Below are 21381 nucleotides of genomic sequence, written 5' to 3' on the forward strand. Positions count from 1 at the left end.
TTATATCCTAAAACTTCCTTACATACCGCTCAGTACAACTCAGCAACTGACATCCATTCTTTTCAAAAACATCCTTCATCCATTCATTTTGTATATTTGTCTCACCAATATAATAAGATGCACCTATTTCCTTTAAGACAAACATCGCACCTGCAAATAATGCAGCTTCATATCCCTTATTACGCATATTTGGAGTAACTGCGAAGTACATAAGTTTCCCTTCTTCTAACGTACCTCTTTCAATATGTGGGATTACAATTCCTATCGGCTCTTCACCTACACTCGCTGTTAAACAATGTTCTTTCCATTGCTCACCAATTTCTTGTAGCATCATATGCACAAATTGATCATGAACGACTGTTTCTCCCGTCGCTTCATTCCACAGTGAATAAAAAGCCTCTTCTCCAACTTCTTCAATAAGCTTAAAATCAATTTCACTTTCTACATCTTCTACTTCATATATATCTTTAAATACAATCATGTTTTCCGTAACATATTCAAATGAATACGTTTCAAAACATTTTTTATACACATCATAATTTGGACTTTTTGAAGAGATTTCAAAATGTAGTTTTTCTAATCCATCTTTTTTAGCTTCAGCAACGCAATATTGCATCATTTCCTCTAATTGCTCTTCTGTAAAAATCTCTGCATTATTTTCTTTTATCATAATAGAAGAAGCATTTCTTCTTATTTTAAAATATTTTTCTAACTGTTCTATCGTCGTCATATTCTTCCCTCATCTATATCATACTCGAATTTCTAATCGTTCTCCTTGCATGAGCAGGATTGTCCTTGAATATATAGAATACTAGAAAAGATCGCATCTTTAAAGTGCGGAGGAGGTTCTCCAGTGGATATTACAGCATTGCAACAACAGTTAGAGCTTATACAACAAAATGACTATACGCAACTACAGCATATAGACGTAAATGAGTTAACTTTGAACATGCTCCAGTATATCGGAACGACTGATAGCTACGTTCGTTACCAACTTATATATAAATGTTTTGCGCATTTCATTCATCATGAATTCCTTATGGACGATCAGCTGAAATTACTTCTGCAAACTTGTTTAAGTGATGAGTATTTATATTGTGACATTTACTCCCCACATACAGATGGGGTTTTCACACGTTCTTACACTGTTTCGTTAATTGCGTTAATACTCCAATTCGCTAATTCGCACTACTTTTGTACAGAGGAAGATATCGAAGAAATAAAAAATAAACTCATTACATACACAAACTTAGAAACGGATTTTCGGGGCTATATCGAAAATAAAGGATGGGCTCATTGTCTTGCTCACGTATCTGATGCCTTTACTGAAATTGTTCATAATACGTATACAACTTTTGAATGGTACGAAGAATTAATTCATTGTTTATTAAATAAAATCTTTATTCCATCTGACCTTTTTCATAATAACGAAGATGAGCGCATTGTTACGCCATTACTAGCAATGCTGTATCATGATTTTCCTCAAAACGAGTTAATTTCTATTATTCATAAAAAAATAAAAAGGCTTCCTCAAATAAGAAAACGCCTTTCGCTTAATGAGTATTGTATTTTATGTGCCAACATTAAAACCTTTTTACGCACATTATTTTTCAGAACGAAAGACGACCATAACTTAGCCTTTACAGCACGTAAAACAGAAAGAATGTTAAAAGAAATTCCTAACTATTATTAAATACAAGGAGCAATGACATGGGTTATATTGAAGATATGAGAAATCTAGTAGGAAATCATCCACTTATTCTAATAGGATCACACGCCATTATATTAAATGAAAAAGATGAAGTATTGCTGCAGCTCCGTACAGATTTTAACCGCTGGGGCATTATTGGTGGTGCCCTAGAATATAACGAAACGTTAGAAGATGCTTTAAAACGAGAAGTGTTTGAAGAAACTGGACTTATTATTAAAAATCCAGAACTATTCCGTACATACTCAGGGCCAGACTTCTTTCAAATCTATCCAAACGGCGATCAAGTACACGGTGTACTCGTTGTTTATATTTGCCGAGAATTTCATGGTGAACTTGTATGCGATCAAAGTGAATCGAAAGAATTACGCTTCTTTCCGCTTGATGAGTTACCTAGTAATCTCCCTTCTGTTATTGAGAGGATTATTACAGATTATCTAAAAAAATAAGGGAACGCTTAACGTTCCCTCTCAAATCCAATCCGTTTTTTAATTTCTGCTAAATTTATCTTCGCAATAGCGCGTGCCTTCTCAGCACCGTTTTCCAACGCTTCATATAATAAATTCGTTTCATTCATATACATAGTGTATTTCTCACGAGGTCCAGCTAACTCACGATCTACAACACGAAACAACTCTTTTTTCACATCGCCCCATCCGATTCCAGTCTCATATTTTTCACGTAATGACTGTACTTCGTCTTCTGTCGCAAATTCTTTATAAATTGTAAATAAGGTTTCTAGTTCTTTCGGTTCATTTGGAAGTGAAGAATCTGTTTTGATTTTAAATATTAATTTTCGTAGTTTTTCTTGCTTTGCAAATAATGGGATCACATTTCCGTAACTTTTACTCATCTTCCTTCCGTCAAGACCAGGTAAAATAGCTCCTTCTTCTTGAATGACATACTCCGGAAGTGTAAATGTCGTGCCAAATGTATGATTAAAATACGTCGCAATATCACGAGCAATTTCAATATGCTGAATTTGGTCTTTTCCAACTGGTACATGAGTAGCTTGAAATAATAATATGTCAGCTGCCATTAAAATCGGGTACGTGTATAACCCCATATTCACTCCCGCATCGACCTCTAACCCTGCTTCTTTATTTTGCTCCACCTTCGCTTTATACGCATGAGCACGGTTCATAAGACCTTTCGGAGTTAGGCAAGCTAAAATCCAAGCTAATTCTAGAATCTCTGGCACTTCTGTTTGTCGATAAAAAATAACATCTTCTCCAATTCCAAGTGATAACCAAGTAGCTGCTACCTCTTTCGTATAACTGCTGAACTTTTCTGAATCATGCACAGCATTTAATGCATGATAATCAGCTATAAAGTACAATGCTTTTCCTTCATTATTCTTTGACATTTGTAATGCAGGTTTAATCGCACCAATATAATTTCCTAAATGCGGATAACCTGTCGGCTTAATTCCTGTTAACATTATTTTTTCACTCACACTAACTCCTCCTTTCTCAAAATAAAAAGAGCCCCTCATCCTAAAAAAAGGACGAGAGACTCCCGCGGTACCACCTTAATTAGCTATCATTAGCTCACTTCATACTTCAATAACGTGAAGTAACCGTCTTTACCTACTCATTTCAGTTAGAAGCTCTAGAGCCCATTCCATATTCATCCCTTACTGATTCTCACCACATATCAGCTCTCTGAAAAGTTTCGAATATGTACTCTTCTCTTTCATTGCTTTTTCGTTATTTTTTACAGTTTATCACATTTCGCTTCCAAACAAACCCGATTTTTCTATTTTATATAGCAGGAATTTCCACTTCTATTGTCTAATGTTATATAGGTTTGCAGAAATATTCGAAACAACTTTGGAGGTTTTTTCATGGTAAAATATATATCCATTTTAGGTTCCACAGGATCTATCGGCACATCTGCATTAGATGTCGTTTCAGCTCATCCTGAACATTTTAAAATTGTCGGTTTAACCGCAAATTATAATATCGATCTTCTTGAGCAACAAATCAAAACATTTCAACCTCGCATTGTAAGCGTTGCGACAAAAGACTTAGCAGACACGCTTCGTACGCGTATTTCAGCGAATACAAAAATCACATACGGAACTGATGGCTTAATTGCGGTAGCTACTCACCCTGATTCAAATCTTGTATTAAGTTCTGTTGTCGGAGTTTCCGGACTACTTCCAACGATTGAAGCATTAAAGGTGAAGAAAGATATTGCCATCGCTAATAAAGAAACGTTAGTTGCAGCTGGACATATCGTAACTGAACTAGCGCAACAAAACGGATGTCGCTTAATTCCAGTAGATAGCGAACATTCAGCTATTTTCCAATGTTTAAACGGAGAAAATAATAAAGAAATTGACAAATTAATTGTTACAGCTTCTGGCGGTGCATTCCGTGATAAAACACGTGAAGAAATGAAAACTTTACAAGCAAAAGATGCTTTAAAGCACCCAAACTGGTTAATGGGCGCAAAACTAACGATTGATTCTGCCACATTAATGAATAAAGGGTTTGAAGTAATGGAAGCGAGATGGCTATTTGATATTCCGTATGAAAAAATTGATGTAATGATTCATAAAGAAAGTATCATTCATTCTTTAGTAGAATTTATTGATGGATCAGTTATGGCACAGCTCGGTGCTCCTGATATGAGAATGCCGATTCAATATGCGTTTCACTATCCTACTCGGCTACCTTCTTCCTATGAAAAATTAAATTTATTAGAAATCGGTAGTTTACATTTTGAAAAACCAGATTTAGAGAAGTTCCCTTGCCTACAATACGCATATGAATGTGGCAAAATCGGTGGTACTACTCCCGCTGTATTAAATGCAGCAAACGAAATTGCGAATGCACTATTCTTAAAAAATGAAATTGTCTTTTTCGATATTGAAAAAACAATTTACAAAACAGTTGAAGCTCATCATAACGTAAAAGATCCTTCACTAGATGCTATATTAGAAGCGGATCAATGGGCGCGCCAATATGCAAATGAATTGTTAATAAAAAAGAGCTAAAACAGATAATACTGTTTTAGCTCTTTTTTCACGTATTCAACTTAACAAATCTATAACCGTGCGTCACTAACACTTTTAATATCGCATATCCTGGAATGGCTAAAATAATGCCCATAATCCCGAATAAGTTTCCGGCAGTTAAAATGATAAAAATGATAGTAATCGGATGAATGTCTAACTTTTTCCCCATAACTTGTGGAGAAATAAATTTACCTTCTGCTAATTGTACAACCATCATAACAATAATTACTTTTAACACCATTGCTGGCGAGTCGATAAATGCGATAATTAACGCTGGTGTAATGGCGATAATTGGTCCTACGTACGGAACGATATTTACAATCATCGCTAAAATAGCAAGCAGTACAGCATATTTAATACCGATAATAAGGTAACCGATTAATAACATAATACCGATAAACAAGCTCACGATAATTTGCCCTCTAATATACGAGCTAATCGCATAGTGCATATCATCTAGTATTCTCATTGCTGCTGGTTGTCTTTGCTCTGAAATAAACTTTAAGAAGTGATTCGGCAATTGTTCGCCATCTTTTAAAAGATAGAACAATATAAATGGAACCATTACAAATGTTAAAACAACCTCTGTAATAGTACTCAAAAATCCAGTTACATTCCCAGTTACTGATGATAATGACTTTGTAAAATCAACTGTGTATTCTTTTACCATATTCGCAACATTAATATTTAAATTCTCCTGAATTTTACCGAGTAAATTACTTTCCCCGAATCTACGTGCTGCTTGTTCAATCTCATGGCCAAAATACGGTAAGTTATCAATTAATGCATCAATTTGATCTTTAATAATAGGGATAACCGTTACAACTAAAAATACAAATAATCCTAGTACGATTAAATATATGGAAGCTATCGATACGATTCTTGAAACACCTTTCTTTTCTAAAAGCGAAACGAATGGATGTAAAATATAGAATAGTACGCCTGCTAATAGTACTGGGAAGAAAATTGTTTTTAAAAATACGATAAACGGTGTAAAAACAAATGATATTTTTGTTAGCAATAAAATATTAATGAACAATAACGCAAATCCAAGTAATACCGCCAAATAATTTTGTTCTCTAAAAAACTTTCTTAACTTATCTCTTTTTCTTATATTTATTTTCTCCAATGAAACCACCTCTTCGAATGATGAAAAGCCCTTATTCAGGGCTCTTCATCATAATCTATATATCTATTTCTTTGCAGCTTTCACTACAAATGATACAATAAAAATTAACACGATTGCACCTAATAATGCTGGCACGACATGAATCCCACCAAATGATGGCCCAAAGGATCCAAATAATCTACCACCTAACGAAGCACCTAATAAACCTGCGATAATATTTCCGAACATACCACCTGGGAAATTTTTACCCGTTATAGAACTAGCAATTGCACCTATAATAGCACCAACTAAAAATGTGATAATCCATCCCATTTTTAGCCCTCCATTTCTATTATAGTTTGTATGATTTAATACAAACATATGTATTTATCATTGCTAATCATATTTCACTATAGAAATATATTTACTACTATTTTACATATGGAGATACATATATTATATGCAAAAAAGAAAAATATTGTCAAACTCACCCATAAAGCAATTATATTTATATACCATATTTAAAGGAGGCTTCATTATCTATGATTCTTAAGTTAAATTCCACTTCTTTTGAAGTAGCAACATCCATTTTACAGGTTCAAATTCCAGCTTATAAAGTTGAAGCAGACTACTTAAATAGTACTGCCATACCTCGTTTATATGATACTGTAAACGATATTCAAAGTTGTGTTGAAACATTCTATGGATATTTTTCTGAAAATAAACTTGTCGGTTTTATTTCTTTTGTACAAGAAGAAAAACTAATCGATATCCACAGGTTAGTTGTATCCCCCGATTTTTTTCAAAAAGGAATCGCAACGAAACTCCTAATTTATATATTTAACATGTTTCCCTCTTCAATGACATACATTGTACAAACAGGTAAAGCGAATACCCCTGCTATTACTTTATATAAAAAACACGGATTCATTACAGTATCAGATACAATACTTCCTGACGGTATGATTCTTACACAATTAAAAAAGACAGAATACACAAAATAATTTGACTTGTTTGCTCCTTTATGTTATTTTTTACTTTATAAAACCTTTTGCTGAGTCCAAATTTTGGAGCGGGGGAACCATTTTTGTAGCTATGCTACTTGGGGCGAATCTTTTTTAAGTAGGGAACTCTCACTTCCCGAGTCCGACAGCTAACCTCGTAAGCGTAATGGGAGAGGAAGGTGCTTTTTGCCTATGTTACACATTTTGCCTCCTTAATTATAAATATGGGATCGATATCAAATAGTCACCTATATTTATAGAAAAGGAGAATGTATTATGTTACGTTTATCTGATCACGCAATAAAAATGATGGAGCAAAGACTCCGAATTGAAAAACAACGCACATATCAAGCAAATAAAGTTGTAGATAACTTACATCACAAATACTTCTTTCAGCATATTTTTCAACCGAAAAGATAAAGTAAATGTTTATTTAATATTAAAAAACACAAGGTGTGTCTTACAAAGGCATTCCTTGTGTTTTTTATATTCTTTATAAAATTCTCACTACATTTAAGCTTGCTGTAATGGCACCTGCTATAGTAGTCACATGCCCTACACCTAACGGGCCATTTTGTAATATTAATGTTGAATTGGCACTCGTCACATTCACAAGAAGTGTATTTGAAATGGCTGGTTCGATTACTACAGTTGATGTCGTTACGTTTTGTATAAAACTCCCTGTTAGTTGCGTTCCATTTAATAGCACCCTAACAGATACTGTCTCATTCCCACCAGTCGCGTCCCCTTGGAAATAGTAGCTTACTAAATATATTCCTGGTGTGGATACTGTGACAGTTGTAGCACTAGTTAAAGATACACCAGTTCCATATACAGTGGATCCAGAATTAATTGGGATGTTGGCATTTGCTGCAATTGTACTTGTTGAGGTAGAGAAGAAATAGCCGCCACCTGTTGAAATGGCAGACGATCCAGTTGCACCGGTTAAGCCGGTTGGGCCCGTAGCACCTGTTGGGCCTGTTACTCCCGTTCCCCCTGTTGCTCCTGTTATTCCTTGGATTCCTTGGATTCCTGTCGGTCCTGTTGCACCAGTCGCTCCTGTCGCTCCTGTTGCGCCGGTTGCTCCCGTCACACCTTGTGGGCCTTGAATTCCTTGGATTCCTTGTGGGCCTGTTATTCCAGTCACTCCGGTTGCTCCCGTTGGACCCGTTATCCCTTGCGAACCTTGAATTCCTTGGATTCCTTGTGGACCTGTTACTCCCGTAGAGCCGGTCGCTCCTGTTGGGCCTGTTACTCCTTGTGGACCTTGAATTCCTTGAGGACCTTGAGGGCCCGTTACTCCCGTCGGACCTGTTGCTCCAGTTGCACCGGTTGGACCCGTCGAGCCAGTTATACCTTGTATGCCTTGAGGTCCAGTCGGGCCTGTTGGACCAATCGGACCTTGAATTCCTTGCAGACCTTGAATTCCCTGTGGACCGGTTGGACCTTGTATCCCTTGTATTCCCTGAATCCCTTGCGGGCCTGTTGCACCAGTTGGACCGGTTGGACCCTCTGGTCCTTGCACTCCTTGTATTCCAGTCGCTCCCGTTGGACCTATATCTCCTTGTGGACCTTGAATTCCTTGGATTCCTTGAGGACCAGTTGGACCTGTTATACCACTTATCCCTTGCACTCCTTGTAAACCTTGAGGACCGGTTGGACCGAGTGGACCTTGGATTCCTTGCAGACCTTGTAAGCCTGTTGGTCCAGTTGCTCCCATTACTCCTTGCTCACCTTGTATTCCTTGTATTCCTTGCGGGCCTGCCTGCCCAATTGGACCTTGTGCCCCTTGCACTCCTTGTTGACCTGCCTGCCCTGTTGCTCCTATCGGTCCCTGTACTCCTTGTAGACCTTGTAAACCAGTTGGACCGGTTGATCCCATTACTCCTTGTGGACCTTGAATACCTTGATCACCCGTTGGACCGGTTACCCCCATCGGTCCCTGTACTCCTTGCAAACCTGTTAAACCGGTTGCACCTGTCGGTCCCTGTATTCCTTGCACTCCTTGAATTCCAGTCGCTCCTGTTGCTCCGGTCGCCCCGGTTGCTCCGGTTGCTCCAGTTAGACCTGTTGGACCTCCCGGTGATCCTGCTGGACCCGTTGGACCGGTTGGACCTCCTGGCGGACCTGTTGGGCCCGTTGCTCCGGTTGGACCCGTTGCAGATCCAGTTGGTCCAGTTACCCCTGTTGGACCGGTCGAGCCGGTTGGACCCGGATCCCCTTGCAAGCCAGTTGCACCTGTTGGCCCTATTACACCTTGCACTCCTTGAATTCCTTGAGAGCCTGTTGGACCAGTTACCCCCATCTCACCTTGTGGACCTTGTAAACCTTGAACACCAGTTGCACCTGTTGATCCCATTGGCCCTTGTTCTCCTTGTATTCCTTGTGAACCTGTTGGACCGGTCGGACCCATCGGACCTTGAATACCTTGTATACCTGTTACACCTTGTAAACCACTACTTCCTAAATTTCCTTGAACACCTTGTATACCCGTATTTCCAGTTGGACCGGTCGGACCGATTTCACCTTGCACTCCTTGTATACCTTGTATTCCGATTGGGCCGGTTAGACCAATTTCTCCTTGCACTCCTTGTATACCTTGTATTCCAGTTGGACCTGTTTCTCCCATTGGTCCAGGTATTCCTTGTATCCCTTGAATACCTGTTGGACCAGTCGGCCCCCTTTCGCCTTGAATACCTTGAACACCTTGAATTCCCTGTGGACCTTGTTCCCCCATCGGACCTTGACTACCTTGAGCACCTTGTGGTCCTGTTAAACCAGTTGGACCGGTTGGGCCAATCTCTCCCTGTACCCCTTGTACTCCTTGAATTCCTGTTGGACCTATTGGACCTATTGGACCTTGTACGCCTTGTATTCCTTGCGGGCCAGTCGGTCCACCTACAGAACCTGTCGGACCTGTTGGACCAGTCGCCCCCGTAATACCTGACGCTGGAAAAGGAATAGGTGCTTGAAACTTACTACACTTATCTTGATCCCTCACAAGCATCTCCCCCCGTTATAACTAACGTGTCAAACTATTTTTAATACATTTAAACTAGCTGTTATCACTCCAGATAATGTCGTTACATGCCCAATAGCTAATGGACCATTTTGCAAAGATAAAGTAGCATTGGAAGAAGCAACATTAATGACCATCGTATTCGAAACCGCTGGTTCTAATACAAAAGTACCTCCTGTAACATAAAAAATAAAACTCCCTGCCACTTGCGTTCCATTTAAAGTAAGACTCACAGAAATCGTTTCATTCCCCCCATTTGGATCACCTTGAAAATAATAGCTGACTAAATATATTCCCGGCGTACTTAACGTTACAGTTGTTGCATTTGTTAAACTGACACCAGAACCAAAAGTGGTAGCTCCTGAATTAATTGGTACTAACGCATTCGCTGCAATTGCACTCGTTGAAGTAGAAAAGAAATAACCGCCACCGCTAGGTAAACCAGTCGCTCCTGTTGCACCTACAATTCCTAAAAAACCTATAGGCCCTTGACTACCCGTTGCTCCAGTAGGTCCCACAGCTCCAATCGGCCCTTGACTACCTTGGACTCCAGCTGGACCTACACTACCGTTAACCCCTGTTATTCCCCTCGCTCCAGTTGGGCCTTGTATTCCTTGAATACCTTGCACACCTTGTATTCCGGTTACTCCCGTTGCACCGGTAGGTCCTATCATTCCTGTACTTCCTTGTATTCCTTGAATACCTTGAACGCCTTGTATTCCTTGTGCACCGGTCGCTCCTGTGGCTCCTGTCGCTCCTGTTTCTCCTGTTACGCCCGTAATCCCAACATTTCCTTGTGGTCCTTCGGGTCCCTCAATACCTTGCGCCCCTTGCACTCCTTGTGAACCTGTTATCCCGTTTTCTCCTAAATTCCCTTGAGGCCCTCTAATTCCTTGAGCACCTGTAGGACCGATGATTCCTTGTATTCCTTGTATTCCTTGAGAGCCTTGCGCTCCTGTTGGACCTACTATACCTTGTATTCCTTGAGGCCCTTGTAAACCAATTGCACCTGTCGGACCTGTTATTCCTTGAACTCCTTGTATTCCTTGAGCACCTTGCGGACCCGTCAATCCATTTTCTCCTTGTATTCCTTGAGGTCCTTGTATACCTTGAACTCCAGCTGCTCCTGTTATTCCTTGAACTCCTTGTATTCCTTGTGCACCTTGTGGACCAGCATCTCCTGTTTCTCCTCGTATTCCTTGTGGACCTTGGGCTCCCGCCGCTCCTGTTGTGCCTGTAGGACCTATTATCCCTTGTAACCCTTGTATTCCTTGCGCTCCTGTTGGACCTGTTACTCCTTGTATTCCTTGCACACCTCTAGGACCTTCTGCACCGGTTGGACCGATTTCTCCCTGTGGACCTTGTATGCCTATTGGGCCTTCTACACCGGTTGCTCCTGTTATTCCTTGAGCTCCTTGTATTCCTTGTGCACCTTGTACGCCAGCTACACCAATTACCCCTTGAGAACCTTGTGCTCCCCTTGCACCTTGAGCACCAGTGGGACCCGTTATTCCTTGTAACCCTTGCGCTCCTTGGGGACCTTTAGGACCAGTTACACCTGTGATACCAGATTCACCGGTTGGACCTGTTGGCCCTCCAGGTGGACCAGGCGGGCCTGATGGACCAGTCACTCCACTAGATGGACCAATCGGACCGGTTATTCCTGTTGGTCCTCCAGGTGGACCTTCTGCACCTTGTGTACCAGTAGACCCAGTTGCTCCTGTTATTCCTCGTATTCCTTTTGGTCCTTGAAAACCTGTGGATCCCCTTACCCCTTGTATCCCTTGTATTCCTTGTGGACCTTGAGGACCTATTACACCTGTTATCCCCCTTATTCCACTTATACCTTGAGGTCCTTGTATTCCAGTAGAACCAGGCGGGCCAGTTACACCTTGTATCCCTTGATCACCTTGGTGCCCTTGCTCTCCAGTAATTCCTCGTATTCCTTGTGGACCTTCTTCTCCTTGTATACCTGTAGTTCCGTCCTCCCCTTGTATTCCTTGCGCCCCTTGAGGACCTTGAGGGCCCGTTACACCTGATATTCCGGTTACACCTATTTCTCCCTGCATTCCTTGTGCACCCGTTTCCCCTCGCTCACCTATTTCTCCTTGTATTCCTTGGGCGCCCTGTATACCTTGACTACCAGCAGGGCCTGTAATTCCTTGTATTCCTTGCATACCTTGTAATCCAATATCGCCAACAGGACCTTGCTCTCCAATTAATCCTTGAGGACCTTGTAAGCCGACCGGACCTGTAATTCCTTGCTCTCCAGTATCACCAACGGGACCTTGTATCCCTTGAGCTCCTGTTGTCCCTCGTGGACCTTGTATTCCCCTGATACCTTGAGGGCCTTGTGGACCAGTTGCTCCTGTAGGCCCAGTAATTCCCGGGGGTCCAACCGGACCTTCATGCCCTCCAGTTGGACCAGTTGGACCACTATTACCCGTCGGACCCGTTGCTCCTATAAGCGGAAGAGGCAGTGCCACTCCAAATTTTTTGCACTTTCTATGATGACGCACAACAATCCCCCTCCCCAAAAATAATTACACTTTTTATATGAAATGCATTTTTATAAGAAAAGTACATCTCTGACCTTATTTTTTTAAAAATAAAGAAGCCTATCATTTCATCTATTTGAAATGATAGGCTTCTTTTATAAAAAACACTTTACTTTCTAACTTTAATAATAAAAGTAGTCGGCACCATTCTAGCTTTATATAAAGAATAATACTTCGTAGAATGCATCGCTAGTTCTTCATCAAACGTGCTATACGGTTCAGGTTCTTCTATTCTCTCAATTGTAAAGCCTGCTCTATTTAACTCATTTATATATGTACTTATTTTTCTCTTATATAATTTCGCTTGTACATTTTCTCCTTTAAATGTTTCAAACGTAATGGACGTTTCCTCATGATAAGAAGACTTTATAGCAACTTCCTCTGTACCATACTGTAAATTTGAATATACTGGGTGCTCCCAACTAAAAATAAAACTTCCTCCTGGCTTTACATACGAATAAATCAGTTCCAACGTTTTTCTTAAATCCGAAGTCCAATTTAATGCATAAATAGAATATACAATATCAAAATACCCTTTCGGAATATTCAATTCCTCTTCCATTTCTCCCCATACTAACTTTGGATCCCAACTCTTTAACGTTTCATTCGCTATTTCAATTTGTGCACTTGAAAGATCAAGCCCCAATATCAAGAACTTTTTTATTTCTGATTGAATCTCATCTTCAGACGCTGTATATTGGGCATATTTAGGTAAACAATCAACTTGAAAGATAATAAGGTGCAACTGTATCCCAACACTTTTTATTTATAGCTAGCATTTGTGTACCTTTCATATCATTCCCCCCATCCATTTTTCTTTCTCTAATATTACTTACATACCATAACCAGATCGCCCTTTTCTCTTCGCCCGGTAGTTTTTCACTTTTGCAATCGTACCGCACGCTCTTCCTCCTTCTTCTCCAGCATACATACCGCACCATCTTTTACTTCCATTTCGCGAATGATCATAAAATACCCAGCGACAATCTGGACATGCTTTTAACCTTCCCCACACATTTTCTTGAATTGACATTAACACAATACTTAACACTTTTGTATACACATTCTCTTCATATACTGGTTCATATGTAATACCTTTCATATCATCCTTTATATGTACATGAAATGGGTATTTCTCTAACCACTTTTGCAATGATTCTCCGCCTTCAATTGCCACCCGAATATCTTCTCGAAAACTTTTTAGTTCCTCTATCGTATAAAATGGAAGCTCTTCATGAAAATATTTATTCATAAATTGCTTTATATCATCTTCGGTCTGCAACAAATCAACTGCTTCTCTCGTATCATTTGGTATTTTCCATTTATTTAAAAATTCTCGAATATATTCTAGTTCATTTGGTGCATTTTGATTCAATTCCATCCACCTTCTTCTTAAAATTTACTTTTTTCTGACTTTATGTATAATTATAATATAAAACTGTTAACCATCAAAATATTTTACTGGTTACAATATTAGGAGGAGTTCTATGAAAAGTTTCTCAATACCGATACGTTTCATGCTTATTTCTTCATTTTTTATGTCTTTTGGGTATTTTGCGGTATACGCATTTTTAGCTATTTATCTATTAAACTTTCTCCATTTTTCAGCTGTTCAAGTAGGAACAGTGTTGACGGTTATGACAATTACATCACGAGTTCTCCCTTTATTCTCAGGATTAATTGCTGATAAAATAGGCTATATCATTATGATGATAGCCGGATTATTTTTAAGAGGAGTCGGATTTATCGCTTTAGGGATATCCTCTGATTTCTATACAATTTCTATTTCTTCTGCACTTATTGGCTTCGGAACTGCATTTTACGAACCTGCCGCTCGCGCTATATTTGGCTCACAGCCAGCTCATATGAGAAAAAATTTATTTACATATTTAAACCTTAGCTTCAATTGCGGTGCAATAATTGGACCAATTGCAGGAGGGTTCTTACTCTTACTCGATCCAATCTATGCTTTCTCTCTAACAGGATCCCTTATGCTGTTATTCGCTTTCATCTTTTACTTACTTAAAAATCACTTCCAAGTCACTACTGAAAATACATCTATTACATTAGGAATACAGGCTATTTTACAAAACAAACCTTTCCTTTTGTTTTCATTTATCATGATCTTCTTCTATATTATGTTTACTCAGCTTACTGTCGCACTTCCACTTCATATGAAAAACATTAGTAATAGCAATCAGCTTGCTACACTCGTTATTACAATAAATGCAATAACAGGCGTCATATTTATGGTGTTATTTCGAAAACTATTTCATAAATACAACACACTTTCAATTATTAAATACGGTGTTTTATTAATGAGTATTTCCTTTTTACTCATTCCTCTATCTCAACACCCGTATTGGCTATTTATTTGTGTAATTTTATTTACAATTGGTGAAACACTCGTATTACCTAACGCTGATATCGCTATTGCAAATTACAGTAATGAATCCTATACAGCTACTTACTTCGGATTTTATCAACTATCACTCGCATTTGGTTTTATCATCGGTAATTATACCGGTACATCTTTTACATCCAACTTAAGCGGCATGTATACACCATGGCTTATTTTTGGCGGAATAGGACTTATTGGTTTTATTTCACTACATATTTTAAATATTAAACAAGGGGACTCTAAAGAGGATATATACCTATATAATGATACGAAACACCTTTAACACATTACAATTGAGCTAGTACCTTTAGACAAAAAGTCTATAATAAAAAATTCGACCGTCATATGTGACAGTCGAATTTTTTATTCTTCATATTCAAGATGATTATGTGTTTTACAACCAAACAAATAACAAGCCCCTATATGATAAGTTTCAAATTCTAACCCTGGAACATATCCAGATTTAATACGTTCTATCATTTTTTTATAACAATGATTCTCTTCTGTATATTCTTCAATTAACTCTTTCTTATCTTTTTCTGTCCAGTTTTCTTCTACTTCTTCATTCTGGACATCTTCTATTTCTGCTGTTTTCGCTTCAATAGATTCCCGTATAACTTCATTCATACGGGAAAAATCATTAGCTTTATATAGAGCATACACAAACCTACTAATCCAGTTAGGACTTTTCCAAACTTCTTTGTATCCCTTTTCGAACCATTCAATTGCTTCTTTATAGCAATTCAACTCAACATATAAATCTGCTACATTAATTTCCCCTAAAAAATTATCAGATTCCCTGTTAAAAGTATCTAACTTCTCTTTTGCTTCTGTCGTTCGTTCTAAATCAATTAAACATTTTACATAGCTATACATGATATAGTCCGAATCCCCTGCAACTCGTAAAAAAAATTCCGAAGCTTTTTCCAGCTCTCCAAGGTTATAATGAGCTACAGCTACATTATGATATGCTTCATCCGATGGTTGAATTGAAATAGATTTTTGTAATACTTCTTTCGCTTCTTCCCACTTTTTTTGTTTCATATAAATTTCCCCTAACATGTTATAGGGAAAGTATGAAGAAGGATTCAACTTAACAACTTCTTTTATTAATTCAAGAGCTTTCTCATCATTCTCTTCCTCATAAAAGTACATCCAAGCAAGATTATTGAGAGATTGTACCCCTCTAGATTCATGTACTGCTCGATGAAACAGTTCCATTGCTTCCTCACATTTATTTTGTTCAAACATTTCAATTTCCTTCTCGTTAATGTTCAAATAACTACCTCCGAAGTGAATAAATTCATCTACGCTTTATCATTATTTTAAGATGTAAAAATTGAAATTTCTATAAAAAATTTCTTTATCCTGTCTATATTTCGAATAAAACAGAAGCTTACATACACAAATTTACAACAATAAGTAAACTTTTCAATCTCCCTTAAATTGGATATACAGCCTTTTTAACTTTACATATTATGGTATAATTAATTATAGTACTAACTAAACATTTACGCTGGACACTAGCAGTCTAACAATACCAAAATCAATTGAAATCGGGGGATGTTATGAAAAAGAAATTAATTCTTCTATTCATCGGAATCATATTATCAGGATGTTCAACTATAGCAGAGAATTCTTTAGAAACCGGGAAAGGCAGTATGGAATTATTAACACCAACGATCACAACAAAAGATAATGAGTTAGAAATTAAGACCGAAGGCATTGATGAAAATAAAGTAACTTTTATTTATGTTGCTAATAAAAAAGTATTGGAACAAAAGCTAAAGAATGGTGAATCCTACAAACTTAACATTAAAGATATCGAACACGCTCATCGGACAGACTACAAACCAAAAGTTCAACTTTTCCAAACGAAAGATGATAATGATGATGGAGAAATGGTAACGTTTAAACAAGTTAGATATACAGTTAAAAACTAATTTTAAAGTTGTTTCATTATAAATGTAACGAACGAAAATATACTTTTAACAGTAGATACATGTAAGGGGTGCTAACATGAAAAAACGATGGATTTCTTGGTGGTTTGGTAACATATTTTGGATTATCGTTTTTGGAATATGGGCAGCTATTATTTGGCTACGAGATGTTGATGGGGCCGGTGTTACTCAAACACCCGAAATTAAATCAATATCACTTATCGTTTTATTAATTGCGTTTATCATACCGGTATTTTTTCAAATTATATGGCTAATCATTAATTTGAGAATGAGTAAAAAAAATAATTATACGATTTAGCTTTTTGAATTAATAGATGAATATTTTTCATAAAAAAAGAGAGGAATCTACATCAAAATAGATTCCTCTCTTTTACATTTAGACTTATACTGCGCTTTTAATGCAGCACTACTCCTCTTTTTTACGATGCATGTTCATCTTTCTTCTTCATTAACGCTCTTTTCTTCATCGCCTTCGTTAAATATCCACCCTTAAACGAGCGAATTTCATACGAAGACATAAACGCTTTCGGTGCAATTTCATTAATGATTTCCAAAAGTTCTTTCTCTCTAGAACGCTTTGCGACGATATCTAAGCGATAACGTATAGAATTAATACCTTCGCCCTCAAATACTGTAACGCCAAATCCAGAGTGACGTAACTCATCTACTAATTCATTACAACGGTCTAGTAAACTAACTTGATACGTAATATAACCAATTGCTAATTTATTCTCTATATAACCGCCTAATAACAGTCCCGCACTAAAGCCAATGACATAGGCAACGATGTTCATCCAATTTGATAAATCTTGAAACACAATACCTAAACTGACAATGTAAATAGCTCCTTCTAACAATCCAACACCAGCAGCGGATCTTGTTTGATTCTTTACAAGCAAAATCGTACGAATTGTTAATATTGGAACGTAAATAATTTGAAGCACAAAAATAAGTAGCGCTTGTAACATTGGTATCCACCTCTTTCAAAAAGTCTTTTGTCATAATAACATACATAACCTTTAGAAATCGATGGGTTTTTTAAAAATTTTTTATTATTTTTCATACTATTGAAAAACACAAAAAAGAAGCGTATTATATTTGTCGTTAATTTGATTACTTGTATATTATCGCTAAACTAAAAAGGAACCCGATTAGGTCCCTTTCATCATAGCTCTATGTTTTTCGAAGCATGTTCCCTTTGCTTCTCTTCTTCTTTCACTAACTGCATATTTGCATACGCTAAATTTGCAATCATTAAAAAGTGACCACCTAAAATACCTGTACCGAATGCCCACATTTCCATTTCATGCTCAATTTCATACATGATGATAGCTCCTAAAATAGCAGCTGCAAATCGGTTTAAAACTCCTAATCCAGGAGCCTTTTCCTTCATTACGATACTTTTTCCGAGTTTTTCCACTCTGCGAGCTAATAACCAAAGACAATAGGCGCTTACTGCTAATCCAATACCGAACCCTGTCACTTGTTTTCCAAACGGAGTAATCGTCCACATAAGTAGTAAACCACTAAAGATTACATACAATTGTAATCGATATACACGTAAGGCTTCTTGAATCAAAATATCCGCTCCTAAGTTCTCATTTTTTGTACTTTTAGAAGAAAAGCAGCAACTTACACAGTTGCTGCTTTCTCTTCTTCTTGTTCTTGTTCCATCTTACGAATTTCAACACGTTTAATTTGGTAAGCGTCTTTTTCTAACACTTTAAATTCATAACCTTCCGCCTCAACGTGTTGTCCTTCTTCGATTTCATGATTTTGCATCATAATCCATCCACCGATTGTATCCACATCATCTTCTTCGATGTGTAATCCAAATAAATCTTTCACTTCTGAGATAAGCACTTTTCCATCAACAATGATATGTTGCTCGTTTACATGTTGGATTGGTGGTGCTTCATCTTCATCATATTCGTCACGAATTTCGCCGACGATTTCCTCCAAGATATCTTCAAGCGTTACAATTCCGGCTGTTCCTCCGTACTCATCATATAAAACAGCCATCGGAATTCGCTTCTTCTGCATTTGAAGTAATAAATCGTGAATTGGAGTCGTTTCCATCACTTCAATAATCGGACGCATATACGAGCGAATAGATGATAAATCTTTTTGATCCTCGGTCATATATCGAATAAAGAAATCTTTTACGTTGACCATACCGATAATATCATCTTTATCTTCTCCAAAAATCGGATAACGTGTGTATCGCTCATTTTGGATTACTTTCATGTGTTCTTCTACTGAATCTTCCAGGTAGAAACCAACGATTTCTGTTCGCGGTACCATAATCTCTTTTGCAATACGATTATCAAATTCAAAAATGTTATTTACATACTTGTATTCAGCTTGATTAATTTCGCCACTTTCATAGCTATCTGAAAGGATAAGACGTAATTCTTCTTCTGTATGAGCTACTTCATGTTCTGAAGCTGGCTTTAAACCGAATAAACCAGTTATCACACGTGCTGAACCGTTCAATACCCAAATAAATGGATACATTACTTTATAGAACATCATTAATGGACCTGCCAATAATAACGTTACCCTTTCAGCCTTTTGAATTGCCATCGTTTTCGGAGCTAATTCCCCTACTACAACGTGTAAATACGTCATAATCATAAAAGCAAGACCAAATGTTAATACTGATGAAATAGAAGGATTTAAGTTCCATTTCTCAAATAACGGGTGTAATAACTTTTCGATTGTCGGTTCACCTAACCAACCTAATCCCATAGCTGTAACTGTAATACCTAATTGACAAGCAGATAAATATTCATCTAAATTTGTTGTTACCTTTTTCGCTGCTAAAGCACCGCGTTTTCCTTCCGCAACAAGCTGATCGATACGACTTGAACGTATCTTTACAATCGCAAACTCTGCTGCTACGAAAAATCCAGTAAATGCGATTAAAATCGCAACCATGACTAAATTAAATATTTCCAATGAATCCCCTTAGTTAAAAAACTAAGGTGTCCACCTCCTGTATACTATAATGTTTTCTTATTTGTTCGTTAGAAAACATAGCCCGATACAAAAATTAAAGAGGTCGGATTTCACTTATTCTATAATAATAGAGCAAGTGTCTGTATTAAAGCTGTCGTTTGACCAGATAAAGATTTCGATATTTTTTCACGTTGTGAATCAGTCAATCCATCTAAAAGCGGCTTTAACTCAGTAAGCTCCACTTCTAATTGATGAATATGGTCTGTCACTTCATTCACTTGTTTCGAAACGTGTTCATTGATACCGAGCAGCTTCTTCTTCTCCTCGATTTTCTCTTTAATCTCACAAAGCGGCATATGCATTTCTTTGCACTTCTCAATAAATTGTAATGTCTCAAATGCTGTTTCGTCATAATAGCGATAATTAGATTGAGATCGCTCCGCTTTTAAGATACCTAGATTCGTATAATAATCAATCGTTCGTTTCGACACGTGAGCCATGAGAGCCAACTGTCCGATTCGATACACCTTCCCAACGATCTTCCCCCCTTGTTTATATTACTTACATCATACAACACATAAACTGTACAGTCAAACGTGACGGTTTATTATTCACAATTTATACAAAATTCCAATCTCCTCCTATGATGATTCAATACGAGTAATCTACACTTATACAATAAAATTACTAAACTACTACCTAATCACTACATTGTCTGCCACTTTTAACCTTTCTTATTTAAAAGCATATCCTACTAATAATGATTGCTTGTATAGGAGGGAATTAATATGAAAAAGACAATCATTTCTCATTTTTATAATGAAGAATACCTACTTCCATGGTGGCTTATGCATCACACGAAAATATTCGATCACGGCATTTTAATTAATAGAGGGTCTACAGATCGTTCCGTAGAGATTTGTAAACTATTAGCACCCCATTGGGAAGTACGAAATTCAAGATTTCTTGAGTTTGATCCAACTAATACTGATATTGAAGTGATGGAAATTGAAAGAGAAGTTTCAGGTTGGAAAATCGTTTTAAATACTACTGAATTCTTTTGTTGTAATAATACTGAAGAATTTTTTTCATCTCTTCATACACTAGGCCAAAACATGTATGCGATTAGAATGATTTTAATGATAGATAATCATAATTATAATTATTCAAAGCCTAGATATTCTATCCCCTTAGTAGAACAGCGATACCACGGTGTCTTCCCTTATAACCCAAATCTCGGATGTGCTTGGAGATTTATTCACAATCATCTAGACGGTGCATATTTACCTGGTAGACATCATTCGCGGCACGGATATATAATTTATGACTATCCTTCATTTATTTTAAAATTTTATTTTAGCCCTTGGAATGAACAATCAAAGGCAAGAAAATTACAAATTACACCTACCCTTTCAAAAAGGGGTGTTCAAATGGGACTTCAAACACATTACGGTCAATCTCCCGAAGTACTGGACATACGTTTTTTAGAGCTTAGTAACCTAACACAAGACCTCCGTCATAACCCTGAATATCAAGAATTATTTCCAAAATTCAAACCGTAATATTTTCTGCATCGTCATCACCTCAAACATTTTCATTCACTTAATCAAAAACAATTTCATTTGCATAAAACATG

Annotated in this window: 21 protein-coding genes, 2 pseudogenes, 1 riboswitch and 1 other annotated feature; of the genes and pseudogenes, 9 read left to right on the forward strand and 14 right to left on the reverse strand. The window is 37.5% G+C overall.

Going from position 1 to position 21381, the window contains the following annotated elements:
* Nucleotides 1-7: 7 nt before the first annotated feature.
* Nucleotides 8-730 carry a GNAT family N-acetyltransferase gene (locus MHB52_RS17020; RefSeq protein WP_016118322.1) on the reverse strand — a complete coding sequence of 241 codons (723 nt, stop codon included), beginning with the start codon at nucleotides 728-730 and terminating at the stop codon, nucleotides 8-10.
* A 123-nt stretch (nucleotides 731-853) separates the two neighbouring features.
* On the opposite strand from MHB52_RS17020, the gene MHB52_RS17025 reads away from it, so the two are divergent.
* Both MHB52_RS17025 and MHB52_RS17030 read left to right on the forward strand, forming a co-directional pair.
* Entirely contained in the window at nucleotides 854-1693 is an 840-nt protein-coding gene (locus MHB52_RS17025; protein WP_000355452.1) for a DUF2785 domain-containing protein, read from the forward strand.
* Between the two features lie 17 nt (nucleotides 1694-1710).
* Entirely contained in the window at nucleotides 1711-2157 is a 447-nt protein-coding gene (locus MHB52_RS17030; protein ID WP_000540458.1) for an NUDIX hydrolase, read from the forward strand.
* A gap of 8 nt (nucleotides 2158-2165) precedes the next feature.
* On the opposite strand, the gene MHB52_RS17035 is transcribed toward MHB52_RS17030, so the two are convergent.
* A complete protein-coding gene (locus MHB52_RS17035) occupies nucleotides 2166-3164 on the reverse strand; it encodes a tryptophan--tRNA ligase (RefSeq protein ID WP_061663335.1) in 999 nt (332 codons plus the stop codon).
* Between the two features lie 44 nt (nucleotides 3165-3208).
* Nucleotides 3209-3416: a binding site (T-box leader), on the reverse strand.
* Nucleotides 3417-3554: 138 nt separating this feature from the next.
* On the opposite strand from MHB52_RS17035, the gene MHB52_RS17040 reads away from it, so the two are divergent.
* On the forward strand, nucleotides 3555-4712 hold the full coding sequence (locus MHB52_RS17040; RefSeq protein ID WP_000241797.1) for a 1-deoxy-D-xylulose-5-phosphate reductoisomerase: 1158 nt from the start codon (nucleotides 3555-3557) through the stop codon (nucleotides 4710-4712).
* A 28-nt stretch (nucleotides 4713-4740) separates the two neighbouring features.
* On the opposite strand, the gene MHB52_RS17045 is transcribed toward MHB52_RS17040, so the two are convergent.
* Nucleotides 4741-5862, reverse strand: a complete 1122-nt coding sequence (locus MHB52_RS17045; protein ID WP_000411483.1) for an AI-2E family transporter — start codon at nucleotides 5860-5862, stop codon at nucleotides 4741-4743.
* A gap of 63 nt (nucleotides 5863-5925) precedes the next feature.
* Nucleotides 5926-6174 (reverse strand): GlsB/YeaQ/YmgE family stress response membrane protein, encoded by a 249-nt coding sequence (locus MHB52_RS17050; RefSeq protein WP_000539714.1) that lies wholly within the window; start codon nucleotides 6172-6174, stop codon nucleotides 5926-5928.
* 209 nt (nucleotides 6175-6383) lie between these two features.
* Here MHB52_RS17050 and MHB52_RS17055 point away from each other — a divergent pair, with 209 nt between their 5' ends.
* Both MHB52_RS17055 and MHB52_RS17060 read left to right on the forward strand, forming a co-directional pair.
* Nucleotides 6384-6845 (forward strand): GNAT family N-acetyltransferase, encoded by a 462-nt coding sequence (locus tag MHB52_RS17055; RefSeq protein WP_000601232.1) that lies wholly within the window; start codon nucleotides 6384-6386, stop codon nucleotides 6843-6845.
* Between the two features lie 38 nt (nucleotides 6846-6883).
* Nucleotides 6884-7025, forward strand: a riboswitch (cyclic di-AMP (ydaO/yuaA leader).
* 96 nt (nucleotides 7026-7121) lie between these two features.
* Nucleotides 7122-7265, forward strand: a complete 144-nt coding sequence (locus tag MHB52_RS17060; RefSeq protein WP_000945243.1) for a hypothetical protein — start codon at nucleotides 7122-7124, stop codon at nucleotides 7263-7265.
* Nucleotides 7266-7338: 73 nt separating this feature from the next.
* Here MHB52_RS17060 and MHB52_RS17065 read toward each other — a convergent pair whose 3' ends face one another.
* The 5 genes and pseudogenes from MHB52_RS17065 to MHB52_RS17080 all read right to left on the reverse strand — a co-directional run bounded on the left by MHB52_RS17065 (nucleotide 7339) and on the right by MHB52_RS17080 (nucleotide 13797).
* The gene (locus MHB52_RS17065; RefSeq protein ID WP_061663333.1) at nucleotides 7339-9852 is read right to left on the reverse strand and encodes a BC_3345 family exosporium-associated protein; all 2514 of its coding nucleotides are present in this window, start codon (nucleotides 9850-9852) and stop codon (nucleotides 7339-7341) included.
* 23 nt (nucleotides 9853-9875) lie between these two features.
* Nucleotides 9876-12383 (reverse strand): collagen-like protein, encoded by a 2508-nt coding sequence (locus tag MHB52_RS17070; protein ID WP_061663332.1) that lies wholly within the window; start codon nucleotides 12381-12383, stop codon nucleotides 9876-9878.
* Between the two features lie 148 nt (nucleotides 12384-12531).
* Nucleotides 12532-13068, reverse strand: a pseudogene (locus MHB52_RS17075) (class I SAM-dependent methyltransferase); the annotation flags it as partial.
* Between the two features lie 30 nt (nucleotides 13069-13098).
* Nucleotides 13099-13216, reverse strand: a pseudogene (locus tag MHB52_RS36820) (class I SAM-dependent methyltransferase); the annotation flags it as partial.
* A gap of 38 nt (nucleotides 13217-13254) precedes the next feature.
* A complete protein-coding gene (locus MHB52_RS17080; RefSeq protein ID WP_001072924.1) occupies nucleotides 13255-13797 on the reverse strand; it encodes a CGNR zinc finger domain-containing protein in 543 nt (180 codons plus the stop codon).
* A 112-nt stretch (nucleotides 13798-13909) separates the two neighbouring features.
* Here MHB52_RS17080 and MHB52_RS17085 point away from each other — a divergent pair, with 112 nt between their 5' ends.
* Nucleotides 13910-15106: an MDR family MFS transporter gene (locus MHB52_RS17085; protein ID WP_000834825.1), complete on the forward strand. Its 1197-nt coding sequence runs from the start codon at nucleotides 13910-13912 to the stop codon at nucleotides 15104-15106.
* Nucleotides 15107-15186: 80 nt separating this feature from the next.
* Here MHB52_RS17085 and MHB52_RS17090 read toward each other — a convergent pair whose 3' ends face one another.
* Nucleotides 15187-16101, reverse strand: coding sequence for a tetratricopeptide repeat protein (locus MHB52_RS17090; RefSeq protein ID WP_061663330.1), 915 nt, complete (start codon nucleotides 16099-16101; stop codon nucleotides 15187-15189).
* Between the two features lie 290 nt (nucleotides 16102-16391).
* Between MHB52_RS17090 and MHB52_RS17095 the strand changes: the two genes are divergently transcribed.
* Nucleotides 16392-16766, forward strand: coding sequence for a hypothetical protein (locus MHB52_RS17095; RefSeq protein ID WP_000727843.1), 375 nt, complete (start codon nucleotides 16392-16394; stop codon nucleotides 16764-16766).
* A gap of 76 nt (nucleotides 16767-16842) precedes the next feature.
* On the forward strand, nucleotides 16843-17082 hold the full coding sequence (locus MHB52_RS17100; protein WP_000747669.1) for a DUF3923 family protein: 240 nt from the start codon (nucleotides 16843-16845) through the stop codon (nucleotides 17080-17082).
* Between the two features lie 121 nt (nucleotides 17083-17203).
* Here MHB52_RS17100 and MHB52_RS17105 read toward each other — a convergent pair whose 3' ends face one another.
* The 4 genes from MHB52_RS17105 to MHB52_RS17120 form a co-directional block, all read right to left on the reverse strand.
* Nucleotides 17204-17752, reverse strand: a complete 549-nt coding sequence (locus MHB52_RS17105; protein WP_000938438.1) for a DUF2179 domain-containing protein — start codon at nucleotides 17750-17752, stop codon at nucleotides 17204-17206.
* Nucleotides 17753-17949: 197 nt separating this feature from the next.
* The gene (locus MHB52_RS17110) at nucleotides 17950-18363 is read right to left on the reverse strand and encodes an ATP synthase subunit I (protein WP_000613876.1); all 414 of its coding nucleotides are present in this window, start codon (nucleotides 18361-18363) and stop codon (nucleotides 17950-17952) included.
* A gap of 53 nt (nucleotides 18364-18416) precedes the next feature.
* The gene (locus MHB52_RS17115; protein WP_000402258.1) at nucleotides 18417-19745 is read right to left on the reverse strand and encodes a hemolysin family protein; all 1329 of its coding nucleotides are present in this window, start codon (nucleotides 19743-19745) and stop codon (nucleotides 18417-18419) included.
* A gap of 119 nt (nucleotides 19746-19864) precedes the next feature.
* Nucleotides 19865-20272, reverse strand: a complete 408-nt coding sequence (locus MHB52_RS17120; protein ID WP_000285635.1) for a MerR family transcriptional regulator — start codon at nucleotides 20270-20272, stop codon at nucleotides 19865-19867.
* A gap of 261 nt (nucleotides 20273-20533) precedes the next feature.
* On the opposite strand from MHB52_RS17120, the gene MHB52_RS17125 reads away from it, so the two are divergent.
* Nucleotides 20534-21307, forward strand: coding sequence for a glycosyltransferase family 2 protein (locus MHB52_RS17125; RefSeq protein ID WP_000750973.1), 774 nt, complete (start codon nucleotides 20534-20536; stop codon nucleotides 21305-21307).
* The last annotated feature ends 74 nt before the right edge of the window (nucleotides 21308-21381 follow it).

The organism is Bacillus sp. FSL K6-0073 (genome assembly GCF_038006085.1).
In the GTDB taxonomy this organism is placed as follows: domain Bacteria; phylum Bacillota; class Bacilli; order Bacillales; family Bacillaceae_G; genus Bacillus_A; species Bacillus_A cereus.